We start from the raw sequence: 16,074 nt of genomic DNA, 5'->3' as shown, positions 1-16,074 counted from the left end.
GGGGGGGGGGGGGGGGGGGGGGGGGGAGAGAGAAAGGGGGGAGCGACCTTATATCCCCCCCCCTGCCTTTTCCCCCCCCCCCCCCCCCCCCCCCCCCCACCCCCCCCCCCCCCCCCCCCCCCTCCCCTCCCCTCCCTTCTTCCTCCCACGTCCTCTCCTCTTCCCTCCCTCCCCCCCCCCCCCCCCCCCCCGCCGTCGTCCCTTATCTCTTAGCTATTAGCCGGAGAAGTTGGTACCGAGATCGTAGTCATCCAACGGGATAGCACGGAACTCGTTGCCCAAGTCTCCCACGCCGCCCACGTAGTCAAAGTCGCTGAATGCGCTCGGACCGGTGAACAGATTGGCCTTGGCTTCTTCCGTGGGCTCCACCGTGACGTCGGTGTAGCGCGGAAGGCCGGTGCCGGCGGGGATCAACTTACCGATGATCACGTTCTCCTTCAGACCCAACAGCGGGTCCGACTTACCTTCCATGGCCGCCTGCGTCAGAACGCGGGTGGTTTCCTGGAAGGATGCGGCGGAGAGCCATGATTCGGTAGCCAAGGAAGCCTTGGTGATACCCATCAGTTCGTTACGGCCCGAAGCCGGCTTCTTGCCTTCGGAGACAACGCGACGGTTTTCCGTCTCGAAGCGACCGCGCTCGGCGAGCTCGCCGGGTAGCAACTTGGAATCTCCGGATTCAATGACCGTCACACGACGGAGCATCTGGCGGACGATAACCTCGACGTGCTTGTCGTGGATACCCACACCCTGGCTGCGGTAAACGCCCTGAACTTCCTCAACGAGGTGCTTCTGAGCGGCACGCGGGCCGAGGATACGCAGAACCTGCTTGGGGTCAACTGCACCCACAATGAGCTTCTGGCCAACTTCAACATGCTCGCCGTCAGCAACCTGCAGGCGTGCACGTCGCAGGACCGGGTAAGCGATCTCTTCGGTGCCGTCGTCCGGAGTCAGGATCAAACGCATGGTCTTTTCGGACTCATCAATGTTGATGCGACCGGCAGCTTCTGCGATCGGAGCCACACCCTTGGGGGTACGTGCTTCGAAGAGCTCCTGGATACGGGGCAGACCCTGGGTGATGTCCTCGCCACGGCTGGCCGAAACAGCACCACCGGTGTGGAAGGTACGCATGGTCAGCTGGGTACCGGGCTCACCAATGGACTGTGCGGCAATAATACCGACGGCCTCACCAATGTCCACGGTCTTGCCGGTGGCCAGTGAACGGCCATAGCACAGTGCACAGGTACCAACAGTTGACTCACAGGTGAGTACCGAGCGGACCTTGATCTCTTCGACGCCAGCTGCGAACAGCTTGTCAATGAGGACATCGCCAACATCGTCACCGGCAGATGCCAGAACGTTGCCGGATCCGTCAACCACTTCAGCCGCCAAGGTACGGGCGTAAACGCTGTTCTCGACCTCTTCGTGCAGGACGATCTCACCCATGGAATCAACCACGGCGATCGGCAGCGTCAAGCCGCGCTCGGTGCCACAGTCGTCTTCGCGAACGATGACATCCTGTGAGACGTCAACCAGTCGACGTGTCAGGTAACCGGAGTTAGCTGTACGCAGAGCGGTATCGGCCAGACCCTTACGGGCACCGTGAGTAGCAATGAAGTACTCCAAAACCGACAGGCCCTCACGGTAGGAGGACTTGATCGGGCGAGTGATAATTTCACCCTTAGGGTTAGCCACCAAGCCACGGATACCGGCAATCTGGCGAACCTGCATCCAGTTACCACGAGCACCGGAGGAAACCATACGGTTGATCGTGTTGGAAGTCGCGAACGACGCCCGCATGACATCAGCGATCTCGTTAGTTGCCTGGTTCCAGATGTCGATGAGCTCCTGACGGCGCTCATCATCAGCAATCAGACCCTTGTCGTACTGAGCCTGGACCTTAGCGGCCTTGACTTCGTAGCTTTCAAGGATGGCCGGCTTGCCCTTAGGCACCTCAATATCGGAGATGGCAACGGTGATACCTGAACGGGTAGCCCAGTAGAAACCGGCATCCTTCAAGTTATCCAGTGTTGCTGCCACAACTACCTTGGGGTAACGCTCGGCGAGGTCGTTGACGATCTCCGACAGCTGACCCTTATCTGCAACAGCTTCAACCCAGGGGTAGTCAGCAGGCAGGGTCTCGTTGAAGATGACCTGACCCAGTGAGGTCTCGATGATGGCAGACTCGCCAGCTTCGAAGCCTTCCGGACCCTTGCGCTCGGCACCCGGGATGAAGTTCTCCAAACGGATCTTCACCTGCGAGTTCAAGTGCAGCTCACCGGCGTCGAACGCCATGACAGCTTCAGCTGCCGTGGAGAACTGACGGCCTTCGCCGACGGAACCTTCACGCTTGGTGGTCAAGTGGTGCAGACCGATGATCATATCCTGTGACGGCAAGGTCACAGGACGGCCATCTGAAGGCTTCAAAATGTTGTTCGAGGACAACATCAAGATGCGAGCTTCAGCCTGGGCTTCGGGGCTCAGCGGCAAGTGGACTGCCATCTGGTCACCGTCGAAGTCAGCGTTGAAAGCACCACAAACCAGCGGGTGAAGCTGGATGGCCTTACCTTCAACAAGCTGAGGCTCGAACGCCTGGATACCCAAACGGTGCAGGGTTGGTGCACGGTTCAGCAGTACCGGGTGCTCGGTGATGATCTCTTCGAGAACATCCCACACCTGGGGACGGAAACGCTCCACCATACGCTTGGCGCTCTTGATGTTCTGAGCGTGGTTGAGGTCAACCAAGCGCTTCATCACGAACGGCTTGAAGAGCTCCAGAGCCATCTGCTTGGGCAGACCACACTGGTGCAGCTTCAGCTGCGGGCCAACAACAATAACCGATCGCCCTGAGTAGTCAACGCGCTTACCCAGGAGGTTCTGACGGAATCGACCCTGCTTGCCCTTGAGCATGTCAGAGAGCGACTTCAACGGACGGTTACCCGGTCCGGTGACCGGACGGCCGCGACGACCGTTATCGAACAGCGAGTCAACAGCTTCCTGCAGCATGCGCTTTTCGTTGTTGACGATGATCTCGGGAGCACCCAGGTCAAGCAAACGCTTGAGACGGTTGTTGCGGTTGATCACCCGACGGTACAGATCGTTCAAGTCCGAGGTGGCGAAACGGCCACCATCGAGCTGAACCATGGGGCGCAGTTCCGGCGGGATCACCGGGACGGCGTCCAGAACCATGCCAAGCGGGCTGTTGTTGGTGGTCAAGAAAGCGTTGACAACCTTCAGGCGCTTCAGTGCACGGGTCTTGCGCTGGCCCTTGCCATTGGCAATGATGTCGCGCAGGATCTCGGCTTCGCCAGCCATGTCGAAGTTCTCGAGACGGCTCTTGATAGCTTCGGCACCCATGGAGCCCTGGAAGAACATGCCGTAGCGCTCGCGCAGTTCGCGGTAAAGAGCTTCGTCACCTTCCAGGTCGGCAACCTTGAGAGCCTTGAAACGGTCCCAAACCTGCTCGAGGCGGTCGATATCAGCGTCGGCGCGCTTACGCACGTTCGCCATCTGACGGTCCGCTGAATCGCGGGCCTTCTTCTTATCGGCAGCCTTGGCGCCTTCACCTTCGAGACGAGCAAGCTCGCCTTCGAGGTCGCGAGCGATCGTGGCGATGTCGCTGTCGCGGGTGTCCACCATGCGCTTCTTTTCCAGATCATGCTCGATCTGAAGGTTTGGCAGTTCTTCGTGGCGCGCAGCATCGTCAACACTGGTGATCATGTAGGCAGCGAAGTAAATGACCTTTTCGAGGTCCTTCGGTGCCAGGTCCAAAAGGTAACCCAAGCGCGAGGGAACGCCCTTGAAGTACCAGATGTGAGTTACGGGCGCTGCAAGCTCAATGTGGCCCATGCGCTCACGGCGTACCTTTGCGCGGGTGACTTCAACGCCACAACGCTCGCAAATGATGCCCTTGAAGCGCACGCGCTTGTACTTGCCGCAGTAGCACTCCCAGTCGCGGGACGGGCCAAAGATCTTCTCGCAGAAGAGCCCGTCTTTTTCCGGCTTGAGCGTGCGGTAGTTAATAGTTTCCGGCTTCTTGACTTCGCCGTGGCTCCAGTCGCGAATATCTTGCGCGGTGGCCAGGCCAATCTGCATACTGCCGAAGGAGGATTCGCTGGACATATGGGTCCTGTTCTCTCTAATTCTCTAAAGTCTGAAAGTCTGTGTCGGGTACGGGAGGAAGTGAGGGACGACGGCGGCGGGTTGGGTGCCGCCGTCGACCCTAGCTAAACTTCTTCGACAGAGTTGGGTTCGGCCCGTGACAGGTCGATGCCCAGCTCCTCCGCGGCCCGGAAGACTTCTTCATCCGAGTCACGCATCTCAATCATGGATCCGTCCGAGGAAAGAACTTCCACGTTCAGGCAGAGCGACTGCATTTCCTTGATGAGAACCTTGAAGGATTCCGGGATACCCGGCTCCGGGATGTTCTCGCCCTTGACGATGGCTTCGTAAACCTTCACGCGGCCATGGATGTCATCGGACTTGATCGTCAGCAGTTCCTGCAGCGTGTACGCCGCACCGTATGCTTCCAGTGCCCAAACTTCCATCTCACCAAAGCGCTGTCCACCGAACTGCGCCTTACCGCCCAAGGGCTGCTGGGTGATCATGGAGTACGGGCCCGTGGAGCGGGCGTGGATCTTGTCATCCACCAAGTGGTGAAGCTTCAAGATGTACATGTAGCCAACGGAAACCGGGTCCGGGAACGGCTCGCCGGAGCGGCCGTCGAACAGACGCGTCTTACCCGTGGAGTCGATCAGGCGGTCGCCGTCACGAGTCACGTTGGTGGAATCGAGTAGGCCTGTGATTTCTGCGTCACGGGCACCGTCGAATACCGGGGTAGCAACCTTCGTCTGACCGATTTCACGCGGCAGGTTCGGCAGGTTCTTGATCCAGTCAGGCTCGCCTTCAACCTTCCAACCAGTCTTGGCAACCCAACCGAGGTGGATTTCCAAAACCTGTCCGACGTTCATTCGACCCGGAACACCCAAGGGGTTCAGGACGATGTCAACGGGAGTACCGTCGGCCAAGAAGGGCATATCTTCGATCGGGAGGATCTTGGAAATAACACCCTTGTTACCGTGACGGCCTGCAAGCTTGTCACCATCGGTGATCTTGCGCTTGTTGGCAACGTACACGCGAACCAGCTGGTTCACACCGGGGGGCAGGTCATCTTCGGAATCGCGGTCAAAGACGCGGACACCAATGACGGTTCCGGACTCGCCGTGGGGAACCTTCAAGGAAGTGTCGCGAACTTCGCGGCTCTTCTCACCGAAGATGGCGCGCAACAGACGCTCTTCCGGGGTCAGTTCGGTCTCGCCCTTAGGCGTGACCTTTCCGACCAGGATGTCGCCGGCTTCAACTTCAGCACCGATGTGGATGATGCCGCGCTCGTCCAGGCCAGCCAAGATTTCTTCGGAAACGTTCGGGATGTCCCGAGTGATTTCTTCAGCACCAAGCTTCGTGTCGCGAGCGTCGATCTCATGCTCTTCGATGTGGATGGAGGAGAGTACATCCTCAGCAACAATGCGCTGCGAAAGGATGATGGCATCCTCGTAGTTGTGACCTTCCCAAGACATGAAGGCAACCAAGAGGTTCTTACCCAAGGCGAGCTCGCCCATGTCCGTTGCCGGACCGTCAGCGATGATGCCGCCAACTTCCAGACGCTGACCTTCAGAGGCCAAAACGCGCTGGTTGTAAGCCGTTCCCTGGTTGGAACGCTGGTACTTGGCGATCGGGTAGCTGATTTCCGTGCCGTCGTCGTTCAACATGACAACGACGTCGGCGGAAACCTCGGAGACCACACCGGCCTTCTTAGCGATGACAACGTCTCCAGCGTCAACAGCGGTGGCGCGCTCCATGCCGGTTCCCACAAACGGAGCCTCGGACTGGACCAGCGGCACAGCCTGACGCTGCATGTTCGCACCCATGAGTGCGCGGTTAGCATCGTCATGCTCGAGGAACGGAATCAAGGCGGTAGCCACAGAAACCATCTGGCGCGGGGAAACGTCCATGTACTCGACATCGTCGGCCGGAATCAGAACGGGCTCGCCGCCACCACCGCGCTGGCGAACCAGAACGGTTTCTTCTACGAAGTGGCTGTTGTCATCGAGAGGCGCGTTGGCCTGTGCGATCACAACGTCCATCTCGTCGTCAGCAGTGAGGTAATCAACCTCATCGGAGACGACACCCTTGAGAACCCGACGGTACGGGGTTTCAATGAAGCCGAACGGGTTGATGCGTCCGTAGGATGCCAAGGAACCGATCAGACCAATGTTGGGGCCTTCAGGAGTTTCAATGGGGCACATACGGCCGTAGTGCGACGGGTGAACGTCTCGAACTTCCATGCCTGCACGGTCACGGGACAAACCGCCCGGGCCCAGGGCGGACAGACGACGCTTGTGCGTCAGACCGGCCAGCGGGTTGTTCTGATCCATGAACTGTGAGAGCTGAGAGGTTCCGAAGAACTCCTTGATAGCTGCCACAACGGGACGGATGTTGATCAGCGTCTGCGGCGTGATGGCCTCGACGTCCTGAGTGGTCATACGCTCGCGGACAACGCGCTCCATGCGGGAAAGACCCGTACGGATCTGGTTCTCGATGAGCTCGCCAACAGCGCGGATACGACGGTTACCAAAGTGGTCGATGTCATCGACGTCAACACGGAGGTCAACCTCGGCGCCGTCGCGCTGGCCCTTGGTGGTCTTGTTGCCAGCGTGCAAAGCAACCAGGTACTTGATCATGGCGACAATGTCATCCACGCTCAGCACTGATGCCTTCTCATCGCTCAACGGTAGGTCAATGCCCAGCTTGCGGTTGATCTTGTAACGGCCAACCTTGGCCAGATCGTAACGCTTCGGGTTGAAGTACAGGTTGTGCAACAGTGCGTCGGCAGCGTCAACTGTGGGCGGCTCGCCCGGACGCAGCTTGCGGTAGATGTCCAAGAGGGCATCTTCGCGGCCTGTGGTGGCATCCTTTTCCAGGGTGGCACGGATCGAGTCGAACTCGCCGAACTCTTCCAGGATCTGACCTTCGCTCCAGCCGAGCGCCTTCAGCAGTACGGTGACTGACTGCTTGCGCTTGCGGTCCAGACGAACGCCAACCTGATCGCGCTTGTCAATCTCCAGCTCGAACCATGCACCACGTGAGGGGATGATCTTTGCGGTGAAGATTTCCTTGTCACTGGTCTTGTCCGCGGTGCGCTCAAAGTAAGCACCCGGGGAACGAACCAGCTGAGAAACAACAACACGCTCGGTGCCGTTGATGACAAACGTGCCCTTGTTGGTCATGAGCGGGAAATCGCCCATGAAGACAGTCTGCTGTTTGATTTCACCGGTCAAGTTGTTCATGAACTCGGCCTTGACGTACAGCGGTGCGGCGTACGTGGCGTCGCGGTCCTTGCACTCGTCAACGGTGAACTTGGGGTCAGAGAATTCCGGCTCCGTGAAGGACAGGGACATGGTGCCCTGGAAGTCCTCAATGGGGGAAATCTCTTCGAAAATGTCGGACAGACCAGACGTGACGGCCACACTGTCATCGCCAGCATCCACAGCGTTCTGCATGCGATCCTGCCAGCGCCCATTACCTACGAGCCAGTCAAAGCTCTCGGTCTGGAGTGCAAGCAGATTCGGCACGTCAAGCGGCTCGTGAATCTTTGCGAATGAGATGCGACTCTTTGCACCGTCGGTGCTGTTTGAATCGATAGCGGTTGCAGCGTTATTTACATTAGAGGTGCTCGAGGCGACCAAGAGGGATCCTTCCACAGACCTGCAGGCTTGTTCTTACGAACCCTTACCCGTTTCTCTCCCGGTCATCAAACCCGGAGGAACGCTGGCCAAATAGCCGTGGTAGACGCTTAACAGTCCAGCAATGCCGTTCTGAAACGCGTGTTTCCAAGACTCTTGACCGATACAAAGCCCACCGCTATATGAAGGCTGAAGGTTAAGAGGGATACGCAAAGAACTACTCTACCCGCTTAAGGGCTCGCGTGTCTACCCCGAGATTCAAAAAACCGCAAGTATGGATATTGACACCTTTGCTGCCCTGTCATAATACTCCAGTTCAGGTTTCCACAGGGCTCAAGGTTCCATAGGGCGGACAAAGGAATTTTCTTTGCGGCCTGTGCTGTTAGGTTTTATGGAAGGACACACAGCTCAACGAGGATCTGTGCGGAATCAAGTCTCAAGGAGCAGTGCGGCCATGACGTCACAAGCAAACGATGTAGTTATTCTTGCTGGAGCACGCACACCGCAAGGGCGGCTCAACGGGCAGCTGGCGCCCTTCACCGGCGTCGAACTTGGCGCGAAGGCCATCGCTGCGGCACTCTCGCGTTCCGGAATCGACATCGCGGACGTGGACCAGGTGATCATGGGGCAGGTGCTACAAGCCGGCGCAGGGCAGAACCCGGCACGGCAGAGCTCAGTGGGCGCGGGCATTGGCTGGAATGTTCCGGCGCTCACCATCAACAAGGTCTGCCTGTCAGGGCTGACGGCTGTGATCGATGCTGCACGGTTGATCCGTAGCGGCGAAGCCAACGTGGTGGTTGCCGGCGGTCAGGAATCCATGACACGCGCTCCCCACTTGTTGCCCGGATCACGCCAAGGCTGGACATATGGCGCCATTGAGGCTCTCGACGTGGCTGCCCATGACGGGCTCACCGACGCCTTCGACAACGATTCCATGGGGCTTTCCACCGAACGCGGCAACATCCGCCTCAACATTAGCCGCACAGCCCAGGACGAGGTTGCGGCGGCCTCGCATCAACGCGCCGCAGCAGCGGCCGCTGCCGGCGTCTTCACCGACGAGATTGTCCCGGTGATTCTCCCTCAACGAAAGGGCGAACCCTTGGTGTTAGACCAAGACGAAGGAATTCGTCCGCAGACCACTGTGGAGACGCTCGCGGGCCTGCGCCCGGCCTTCACCGCCGACGGCGCCATCACTGCGGGGAACTCCTCTCCCCTGTCCGACGGGGCCAGCGCCCTAGTGCTGTCATCGCGCGCTTATGCGCAAGAGCACGGTTTGACGTGGCTCGCAGTAGTGGGTGCTCCTGGCCAGGTTGCCGGGCCAGATAATTCACTGCATTCCCAGCCCTCCCATGCCATTACCAAGGCCCTTGCGACTGCCGGCTGGACCGTGGACGAACTGGACTTCATTGAAATCAACGAGGCCTTCGGCTCAGTGGCTGTGCAGTCCCTGCGCGATCTGGACTTCCCGCTGGAGAAGTGCAATATCCACGGTGGCGCCATTGCGCTAGGTCACCCCATCGGGGCCTCCGGGGCGCGGCTGGCACTTCACGCAGCCATGGAGCTGAGCCGTCGCGGAGCTGGCAAGGCCGCAGTTTCGCTGTGCGGCGGCGGCGGTCAAGGCGAGGCCCTTCTGCTGTTCAGAGATGCCCAGTGACACCCGAGCAACTGCCTGAGCCGCTGCCCGAGGGCCATGCCCGCGTGGCGGCAGATGCAGCCGCCCGTGGTCTTGACATCGAGATCTTTGCCCGTCCTGCAGCCAAGTCGTTAGAGGAAGCTGCGGCACTCATGGGGATCACGCCGTCGGACATTGTGAAATCGTTGGTGGTGAAACGCAGCGACGGGACATTCCTGTTCGCGCTGGTTCCGGGTGGGCAAGCGATCTCCTGGCCGAAGCTGCGTGCCGTAGTTGGCGTCAACAAGTTGCAGATGCCCCAGGCAGATGTGGCCTTGGCTGCTACCGGTTACGAGCGCGGGACCATCACTCCCCTGGGGAGCACAACAGCCTGGCCCGTCTACGCTGACCAGAGCATCGCAGGCCGCAGAGTGTCCATGGGCGCTGGCGAGCACGGCTACAGCATGTTCGTCGACGCCGACGCGCTCATAGCGGCCTACGGGGCAACAGTGGCCGACATTTCCGTCCCAGAGTAGCGTCCGTTCGGGCTCACGCCCGCATTGGCCCAACGGTGACCTTGCGAGCCGTGTATGCAAAGAAGCCCCGCACCATTCGGTGCGGGGCTTCTTTGGCAAAGACGAGGTGATTACTTGAGGGTAACCGTGGCGCCGGCAGCTTCGAGAGCTTCCTTAGCCTTCTCAGCAGCTTCCTTGGTGACGCCTTCCAGAACAGCCTTAGGAGCCGAGTCAACGACCTCCTTGGCTTCCTTCAGACCCAATGAAGTGATGGAGCGAACTTCCTTGATAACAGCAATCTTCTTGTCGCCGGCTGCTTCGAGGATAACGTCGAATTCAGTCTGCTCTGCGGCTTCTTCAACTGCGCCACCGGCGGGGCCTGCAACTGCAACAGCAGCAGCAGTTACTTCGAAGGTCTCTTCGAAGAGGGTAACGAACTCGGAGAGCTCGATGATGGTCAGTTCCTTGAAAGCTGCAATGAGCTCGTCGTTGGTGAGCTTAGCCATGAGTGGCGCTCCTTCTGTGTTTTGCCCGCGAGGGGCGAATCCATAAACCTAAACCCTGTTGGATCTAGGGAAATACTAGGGGGTGATCACCTGCTGGCAGGCGGCGCGTCCGAAGACGGCGCACGCTATGCTTCGGTGGTCTCGGTTTCTACGGCCGGAGCTTCTTCAGCGGCCGGAGCCTCTTCAGCAGCGGGTGCTTCCTCAGCGGCCGGAGCCTCTTCAACGGGAGCGTCTTCGGCAAGCTTCACGCGCAGAGCTTCGATGGTGCGCGCAGCGGCGGCCATCGGAGCCTTGAGGACAGCAGCAATGCGTGCCAGCTGCAGTTCGCGAGACTCGAGAGCAGCCAGTGCGGCAACTCCCGCAGCATCAAGAGCTTTACCTTCGAACAGACCGGTCTTGATGACCAGCTGCTTGTTGGCTTTTGCAAAATCCGTCAGGCTCTTTGCTGCCGCAACAGCGTCACCCTTGATGAACGCAATTGCGGTGGGGCCGGAGAGCTGACCTTCGAAAGCATCAACACCAGCTTCCTTAGCCGCAATGGCAGTCAGGGTGTTCTTTACAACCGAGAACTTGGTGTCCTGGCCGAGAGAAACGCGCAGCTCCTTGAGCTGAGCTACGGTGAGCCCACGGTATTCGGTTAGGACTGCTGCAGTTGAGTCGTTGAAATCTTGCTTGATTTCTGCAACCGCAGCCACCTTTGTTGGCGTTGCCATAACACTCCTTCCGGGAATAATTGCCGGTCTGTACGGTCCCGCCAGCGTCCCGGTGAAGGGAGCTTGCAAAAACAAAACGCCCCGCACAGATGTACGGGGCGTTTTGTGACAGCGGATCCATGGGATTTCTCCGAGGTTCAACACTGCTACTTAAGCTTTGTGCACCTGCGCTGGCCGTCCTACTGAAGGACTTTCGGATGAAAAACTGCCCAGATCCAGCCCATTAGGATGCATGTTGCATCTTCATAGCTGGGGGTGATTGACATCGACCGACGGTCTTTGGTTCTTAAAGATTACAGGAACCATCTCTGAGATTCCAAATCGAGTCACGGTGCCATGGACCACACCGTCCATGGCACCGCTCACACAAGCTGCCCACCCATGCACTGCCGCCTGGCTAGTCAGCGTTATTGAAATCTTTTCGCCACTGCCCTGTCACGCCTGCGTTGACATAACCCAAGGTGGCATCGACCGCCAGCATGGTCTCGTTTTCCGGTGCATTCCACGAGTAGATGGCATGCAGCTCCGGGAAATGTTGTTGCAGCTGCTTCATATTGGTCACCTTGATGTGCAGCCCCACGTCTTTGCCCTGATGTGGCGTCTGCACCATTGTTTCGTCCTGAAAAGCTACGTCGGCTCTATGGCCCAAGAGTGAAATGGAGGTGAACCCCACCAGCGCTCCTGAATCGAGGCATTGTGCGGCGCTGACAACAGTTCGCCTGCCACTGAGCCGCGAGAGCTCCTCGGCCTCGCGAAGCTGCTCCACATCCCAGGTGCCAGGGTCGCCGTCGTCAGTGTCTTCGTTATGACTCTTTTCCAGGCGCACAAAGTCTGCTGCCCACTCCTCCGGGCACGCATCCATCCACTGGTGCACCCGGTAGGCACCTTGGTGGGTTGCCTCGGCACGTGCGGTCAGCTGCTCCAACAAATCCTCACCCAGGGGCAAGGTGCAGGCACTAAACTGCTCCACCCGTTCCAGCGCGTACCCGGCGTTGCTGGCAAACCGGGCTTCCCTACTCTTCACCGGCAGGCCCAGGCTCCCGTGAGCCGCGGCAAGCCGCTCCCCAGCCATGTCAACAGATTCCAGGTCTGCCGCCGGGTGGTTAGTTTCAACCACCACAACTTTGCGATTCTCCCCCTTCACAAAGAGTTCGGCTGCTTCCAGAAGTTTTCGGCCCACGCCATGCCCCGCTGCAGCGGGCAGGACATCCAACGTCACGTGCGCAAGCTCAGTATTGTCATCCAGCGGCATGGCTATACCGGCACGGCCCAAAATTTTGCCTTCTTGGCGTGCCACCAACACCACATACCATTCGTACGGATCGTGGCACAGGGCGAAGAGCTCCGCGGGAGTGTAGGCCAGAAAGTCGTTGCCCCACGTGTCAACACGGACCTGACGTGAGACCTCCACAGCCTCCAAGAAATCTGCAGCAGTGCTGTCTTGGAGATCCTCTGGGATCCGCAATTGTTCGACTTTGACTTCAGCCATGGCGAGAGTACCTGTCACTTTCTTTCCCTTTGACCGCACCATAACGTAATCATGCTCGGTCTTTGTCCCCAATTGGAAGCTCCTGGTCCCGATGACTGCAAACCCGTGCTTTCGATAAAATTTCTGCGCCCGCTCATTCTCACCGTTGACTCCCAGCCATGTCACGGACCGGCCTTGACCGTCAATCCACTCAAGACTGGCGGTCATAATGCTGGCGGCAACACCGGTGCCGTGGGTGTCCGGATGCGCATAACACTTACTGAATTCAATGGCGTCAGCATCTGAGAGCACGGCCACTACATCCGCAGCAGTGGGCGGCGCGTCAACCAACATGGTGTAAGCCAGCAACCGACCCTGACTAAATGCTGGTTCTCGTTGCTCTTGGTGCTGCTCTTGGGCTACGAAGAGCACCCGGTGAGGGTCGGCAATAGAGGAGGCGAACGCTTCAACCCCCAAATGCTCGCTAATAAAGGTCGCTACTTCACTGGCCGGGCTGTCCGGCGGACAAGCCAAAGGAAAGGTGAGGGCCGCGAGTTCTGCCAAAGCGGGGGCATCGGCTACTGTTGCCGAACGGATGCCGAATTGCATGCGTGCGCACTCCCATGCGTTGTAGGTCGTTTTTCTAACGTATCAGTTTGCAAACAAGAAAGGGCTGATGTGGCGTTATGCCACATCAGCCCTTTCTGGGGAATTACCGAAGCTTACGCTTCAACAAACACCTTGGTTGCAGCCGGATCAACTGAGATGCCGGGGCCGAACGTCGTTGAGACGGTAGCCTTCTGCAGGTAGCGGCCCTTGGAAGCGGACGGCTTCAAGCGAAGCACCTCTTCCAGTGCAGCTGCGTAGTTTTCGCCGAGCTTCTGAGCATCGAAGGAAACCTTGCCGATGATGAAGTGAAGGTTTGAGTGTTTGTCGACGCGGAAGTCGATCTTTCCACCCTTGATGTCATTGACAGCCTTGGCGACGTCGTTGGTGACGGTACCGGTCTTCGGGTTAGGCATGAGGTTACGAGGACCCAGAACCTTACCCAAACGGCCAACCTTACCCATGAGGTCAGGGGTAGCTACGGCTGCGTCGAAATCGGTCCAGCCGCCCTGGATCTTTTCGATCAGGTCGTCGGTGCCAACGAAGTCGGCGCCAGCTGCGATTGCAGCCTCGGCGCGCTCACCGGTCGCGAAAACCAAAACGCGTGCGGTCTTACCGGTACCGTGAGGCAGGTTAACCGTTCCGCGGATCATCTGATCAGCCTTGCGAGGGTCTACACCCAAGCGGAAGGCAACCTCAACGGTAGCGTCGAACTTGGAGGGGTTGGTCTCCTTGGCGAGCTTGATGGCTTCGAAGGGTGCGTATACGTTCTCCGCATCGATCTTGGCCTGAGCTGCCTCATATGCTTTACTGCGCTTTGCCATGCTGCGTTTCTCCTTGTGCAGTTGTGGTCGTTAGGACCGCGCGGGCCCTGCCACTACGTCCGCCGTGCCCCACCCAATGGTGAGCTGTCCGGCGTCGTTCTTAATATTTAGGGTCATGCTGTGGGATCTCGACGAGCGAGAACCCGGTGTTAAGGCTTAGGCCTCGACGGTGACACCCATGGAACGGGCGGTACCGGCGATGATCTTCTCTGCGCCTTCGATGCTCGTGGCGTTGAGGTCAACCATCTTCTGGGTGGCGATCTCGGTAACCTGAGCCTTGCTCAGCTGAGCAACCTTGACGGTGTGCGGCGTACCTGAACCCTTAGCAATGCCTGCAGCCTTTTTGATGAGCTCTGCAGCCGGCGGGGTCTTGGTGATGAAGGTGAATGAACGGTCTTCGTAAACCGTGATTTCAACCGGGATAACGTTTCCGCGCTGGGATTCCGTTGCAGCGTTGTACGCCTTGCAGAATTCCATGATGTTGACACCGTGCTGGCCAAGTGCGGGACCGATGGGCGGAGCCGGGTTAGCGGCGCCTGCCTGGATCTGCAGCTTGATAAGGCCGGTGACCTTTTTCTTGGGAGCCAATGTAGGGTCCTTCTCTCAATATCTTTCCTTGGTCGACGGAGCGCGTCCAAGGTGGGTGGCCGAATGGCGTCCGGCCGAACGTTTCCCAAGGAACTAAGCAAGCTCCTCGTGAAACGAAATTTTGGGGCAACTAGATCTTGGTGACCTGGTTGAATGCGAGGGTGACGGGGGTTTCACGCTCGAAGATGGAAACCAGCACAACGAGCTGTGCAGCTTCAGGCTTGATCTCGGAGATCGACGCGGACAGGCCTTCGAAGGGACCGTCCTTGACGATGACTGCTTCGCCAACCTCGAAGTCGATCTCGGCGTCAACCGGATCATGACGCAGCGGAACGCCGCTCTCTTCAGCCTGCTGCTCCTCAAAGATCGGGGCAAGCATTGAGAAGACTTCGTCCAGACGCAGCGGAACGGGGTTGTGGGCGTTGCCAACGAATCCGGTAACACCAGGGGTGTGGCGTACAACGCCCCATGATGCGTCGGTCAGGTCCATGCGGACCAGCACGTAACCGGGGATGCGGACGCGGTTGACAACCTTGCGCTGTGCATTCTTGATCTCCACGACTTCTTCCATGGGGACCTGAATTTCGAAGATGTAATCTTCCATGTTCAATGACAGGCTGCGTGATTCCAGGTTAACCTTGACGCGGTTTTCGTAACCGGCGTAGGAATGGATGACGTACCAGTCACCCTCCTGGCGGCGCAGCTTGGCCTTGAACTCCTCAGCAGGGTCAACCTCGGGCTCGGCGTCAGCGGCCGGCTCGTCGGTTGCTTCTTCTGCATCTGCAGTTTCTGCGTCGGTTTCTGCGTCAACTTCTGCCTCAGCAGTTTCTGCGTCAACAGCATCAAGGTCGGCATTGTTGGCAGCATCAGCAACCACAGTGTCCTGGTCCTGCTCACTGTTTGTTGCCTCGGGCTCCAGCTCAGACACGAATTTCCTGCTTTCCTTGTGCGTTTCTTAAATGGCTCAAACCGACCCTTGCCGATATATTTCAGCGGGGCCGGCCAAGTTGAGCGTCTTACTGCTCGATGTTTACGTTTCCACCGAAGATCCACAGCACAGCCTGGCCGAAGCCCAGATCAAGGACGGTAACAATACCCATTACGATGACAACGAATACCAGTACAACGGCGGTCATGTTCAACAACTCTTTGCGAGTGGGCGTGACAACCTTCTTCAGCTCGCCGATGACCTGGCGGAGGAAGATGGCGATCCCGGCGAAAAAACCGGGCTTGCCAGGCTTTGAAGCCTTCTTGGCAGGTCCCTTGGAGCTGCTTGGCGCAGTTTCGGTCACCAGTGCCTCACTCATCATTTGCTGGGAACTCGCAAATCCGTGGATTCGGACCATGCGATATACCTGATATTCGCTTGGATGTGGAGTTGATTCTGCGATAAAGCCACAGAACAAATGCGCCACTTCCATGCGCAGGGCAGACAGGACTCGAACCTGCAACCTGCGGTTTTGGAGACCGCTGCGCTACCAATTGCGCCACTACCCTTTGATG

General features: G+C 58.4%; 11 protein-coding genes and 1 tRNA gene. 2 read left to right on the top strand and 10 right to left on the bottom strand.

The genetic code is table 11. From position 1 onward, the window contains the following. Positions 1-216 precede the first annotated feature (216 nt). Complete coding sequence (locus ACX80D_RS02020; protein WP_459320880.1) at positions 217-4,119, bottom strand: DNA-directed RNA polymerase subunit beta'; 3,903 nt, start codon at positions 4,117-4,119, stop codon at positions 217-219. 104 nt (positions 4,120-4,223) lie between these two features. After that, positions 4,224-7,742 carry a DNA-directed RNA polymerase subunit beta gene (rpoB, locus tag ACX80D_RS02015; RefSeq protein ID WP_459320879.1) on the bottom strand — a complete coding sequence of 1,173 codons (3,519 nt, stop codon included), beginning with the start codon at positions 7,740-7,742 and terminating at the stop codon, positions 4,224-4,226. A 451-nt stretch (positions 7,743-8,193) separates the two neighbouring features. On the opposite strand from rpoB, the gene ACX80D_RS02010 reads away from it, so the two are divergent. Together ACX80D_RS02010 and ACX80D_RS02005 are read left to right on the top strand one after the other, a co-directional pair. After that, positions 8,194-9,393: an acetyl-CoA C-acetyltransferase gene (locus ACX80D_RS02010; protein WP_459320878.1), complete on the top strand. Its 1,200-nt coding sequence runs from the start codon at positions 8,194-8,196 to the stop codon at positions 9,391-9,393. Then, entirely contained in the window at positions 9,390-9,887 is a 498-nt protein-coding gene (locus ACX80D_RS02005; RefSeq protein ID WP_459320877.1) for an aminoacyl-tRNA deacylase, read from the top strand. Before ACX80D_RS02010 ends, ACX80D_RS02005 begins: the two co-directional genes overlap by 4 nt. A gap of 110 nt (positions 9,888-9,997) precedes the next feature. On the opposite strand, the gene rplL is transcribed toward ACX80D_RS02005, so the two are convergent. From rplL to ACX80D_RS01965, 8 genes are all read right to left on the bottom strand, one after another. Continuing rightward, the gene (gene rplL, locus ACX80D_RS02000; RefSeq protein WP_459320876.1) at positions 9,998-10,372 is read right to left on the bottom strand and encodes a 50S ribosomal protein L7/L12; all 375 of its coding nucleotides are present in this window, start codon (positions 10,370-10,372) and stop codon (positions 9,998-10,000) included. A gap of 125 nt (positions 10,373-10,497) precedes the next feature. Next, a complete protein-coding gene (gene rplJ / locus ACX80D_RS01995) occupies positions 10,498-11,085 on the bottom strand; it encodes a 50S ribosomal protein L10 (protein ID WP_459320874.1) in 588 nt (195 codons plus the stop codon). 397 nt (positions 11,086-11,482) lie between these two features. Beyond that, the gene (locus ACX80D_RS01990) at positions 11,483-13,162 is read right to left on the bottom strand and encodes a GNAT family N-acetyltransferase (RefSeq protein WP_459320873.1); all 1,680 of its coding nucleotides are present in this window, start codon (positions 13,160-13,162) and stop codon (positions 11,483-11,485) included. A gap of 113 nt (positions 13,163-13,275) precedes the next feature. Continuing rightward, the gene (gene rplA / locus ACX80D_RS01985) at positions 13,276-13,983 is read right to left on the bottom strand and encodes a 50S ribosomal protein L1 (protein ID WP_459320872.1); all 708 of its coding nucleotides are present in this window, start codon (positions 13,981-13,983) and stop codon (positions 13,276-13,278) included. A 156-nt stretch (positions 13,984-14,139) separates the two neighbouring features. Then, entirely contained in the window at positions 14,140-14,571 is a 432-nt protein-coding gene (rplK, locus tag ACX80D_RS01980; RefSeq protein ID WP_459320871.1) for a 50S ribosomal protein L11, read from the bottom strand. A 130-nt stretch (positions 14,572-14,701) separates the two neighbouring features. After that, complete coding sequence (nusG, locus tag ACX80D_RS01975; protein WP_459320870.1) at positions 14,702-15,499, bottom strand: transcription termination/antitermination protein NusG; 798 nt, start codon at positions 15,497-15,499, stop codon at positions 14,702-14,704. A gap of 88 nt (positions 15,500-15,587) precedes the next feature. Next, positions 15,588-15,878, bottom strand: a complete 291-nt coding sequence (gene secE / locus ACX80D_RS01970) for a preprotein translocase subunit SecE (RefSeq protein WP_459320899.1) — start codon at positions 15,876-15,878, stop codon at positions 15,588-15,590. Positions 15,879-15,995: 117 nt separating this feature from the next. Continuing rightward, positions 15,996-16,068, bottom strand: a tRNA-Trp gene (locus tag ACX80D_RS01965). Positions 16,069-16,074 lie beyond the last annotated feature (6 nt).

This window comes from Arthrobacter sp. Sr24, assembly GCF_054511175.1.
The sequence above is the reverse complement of the archived record's forward strand: the minus strand, read 5'-3'. Positions and strand labels throughout refer to the sequence as shown.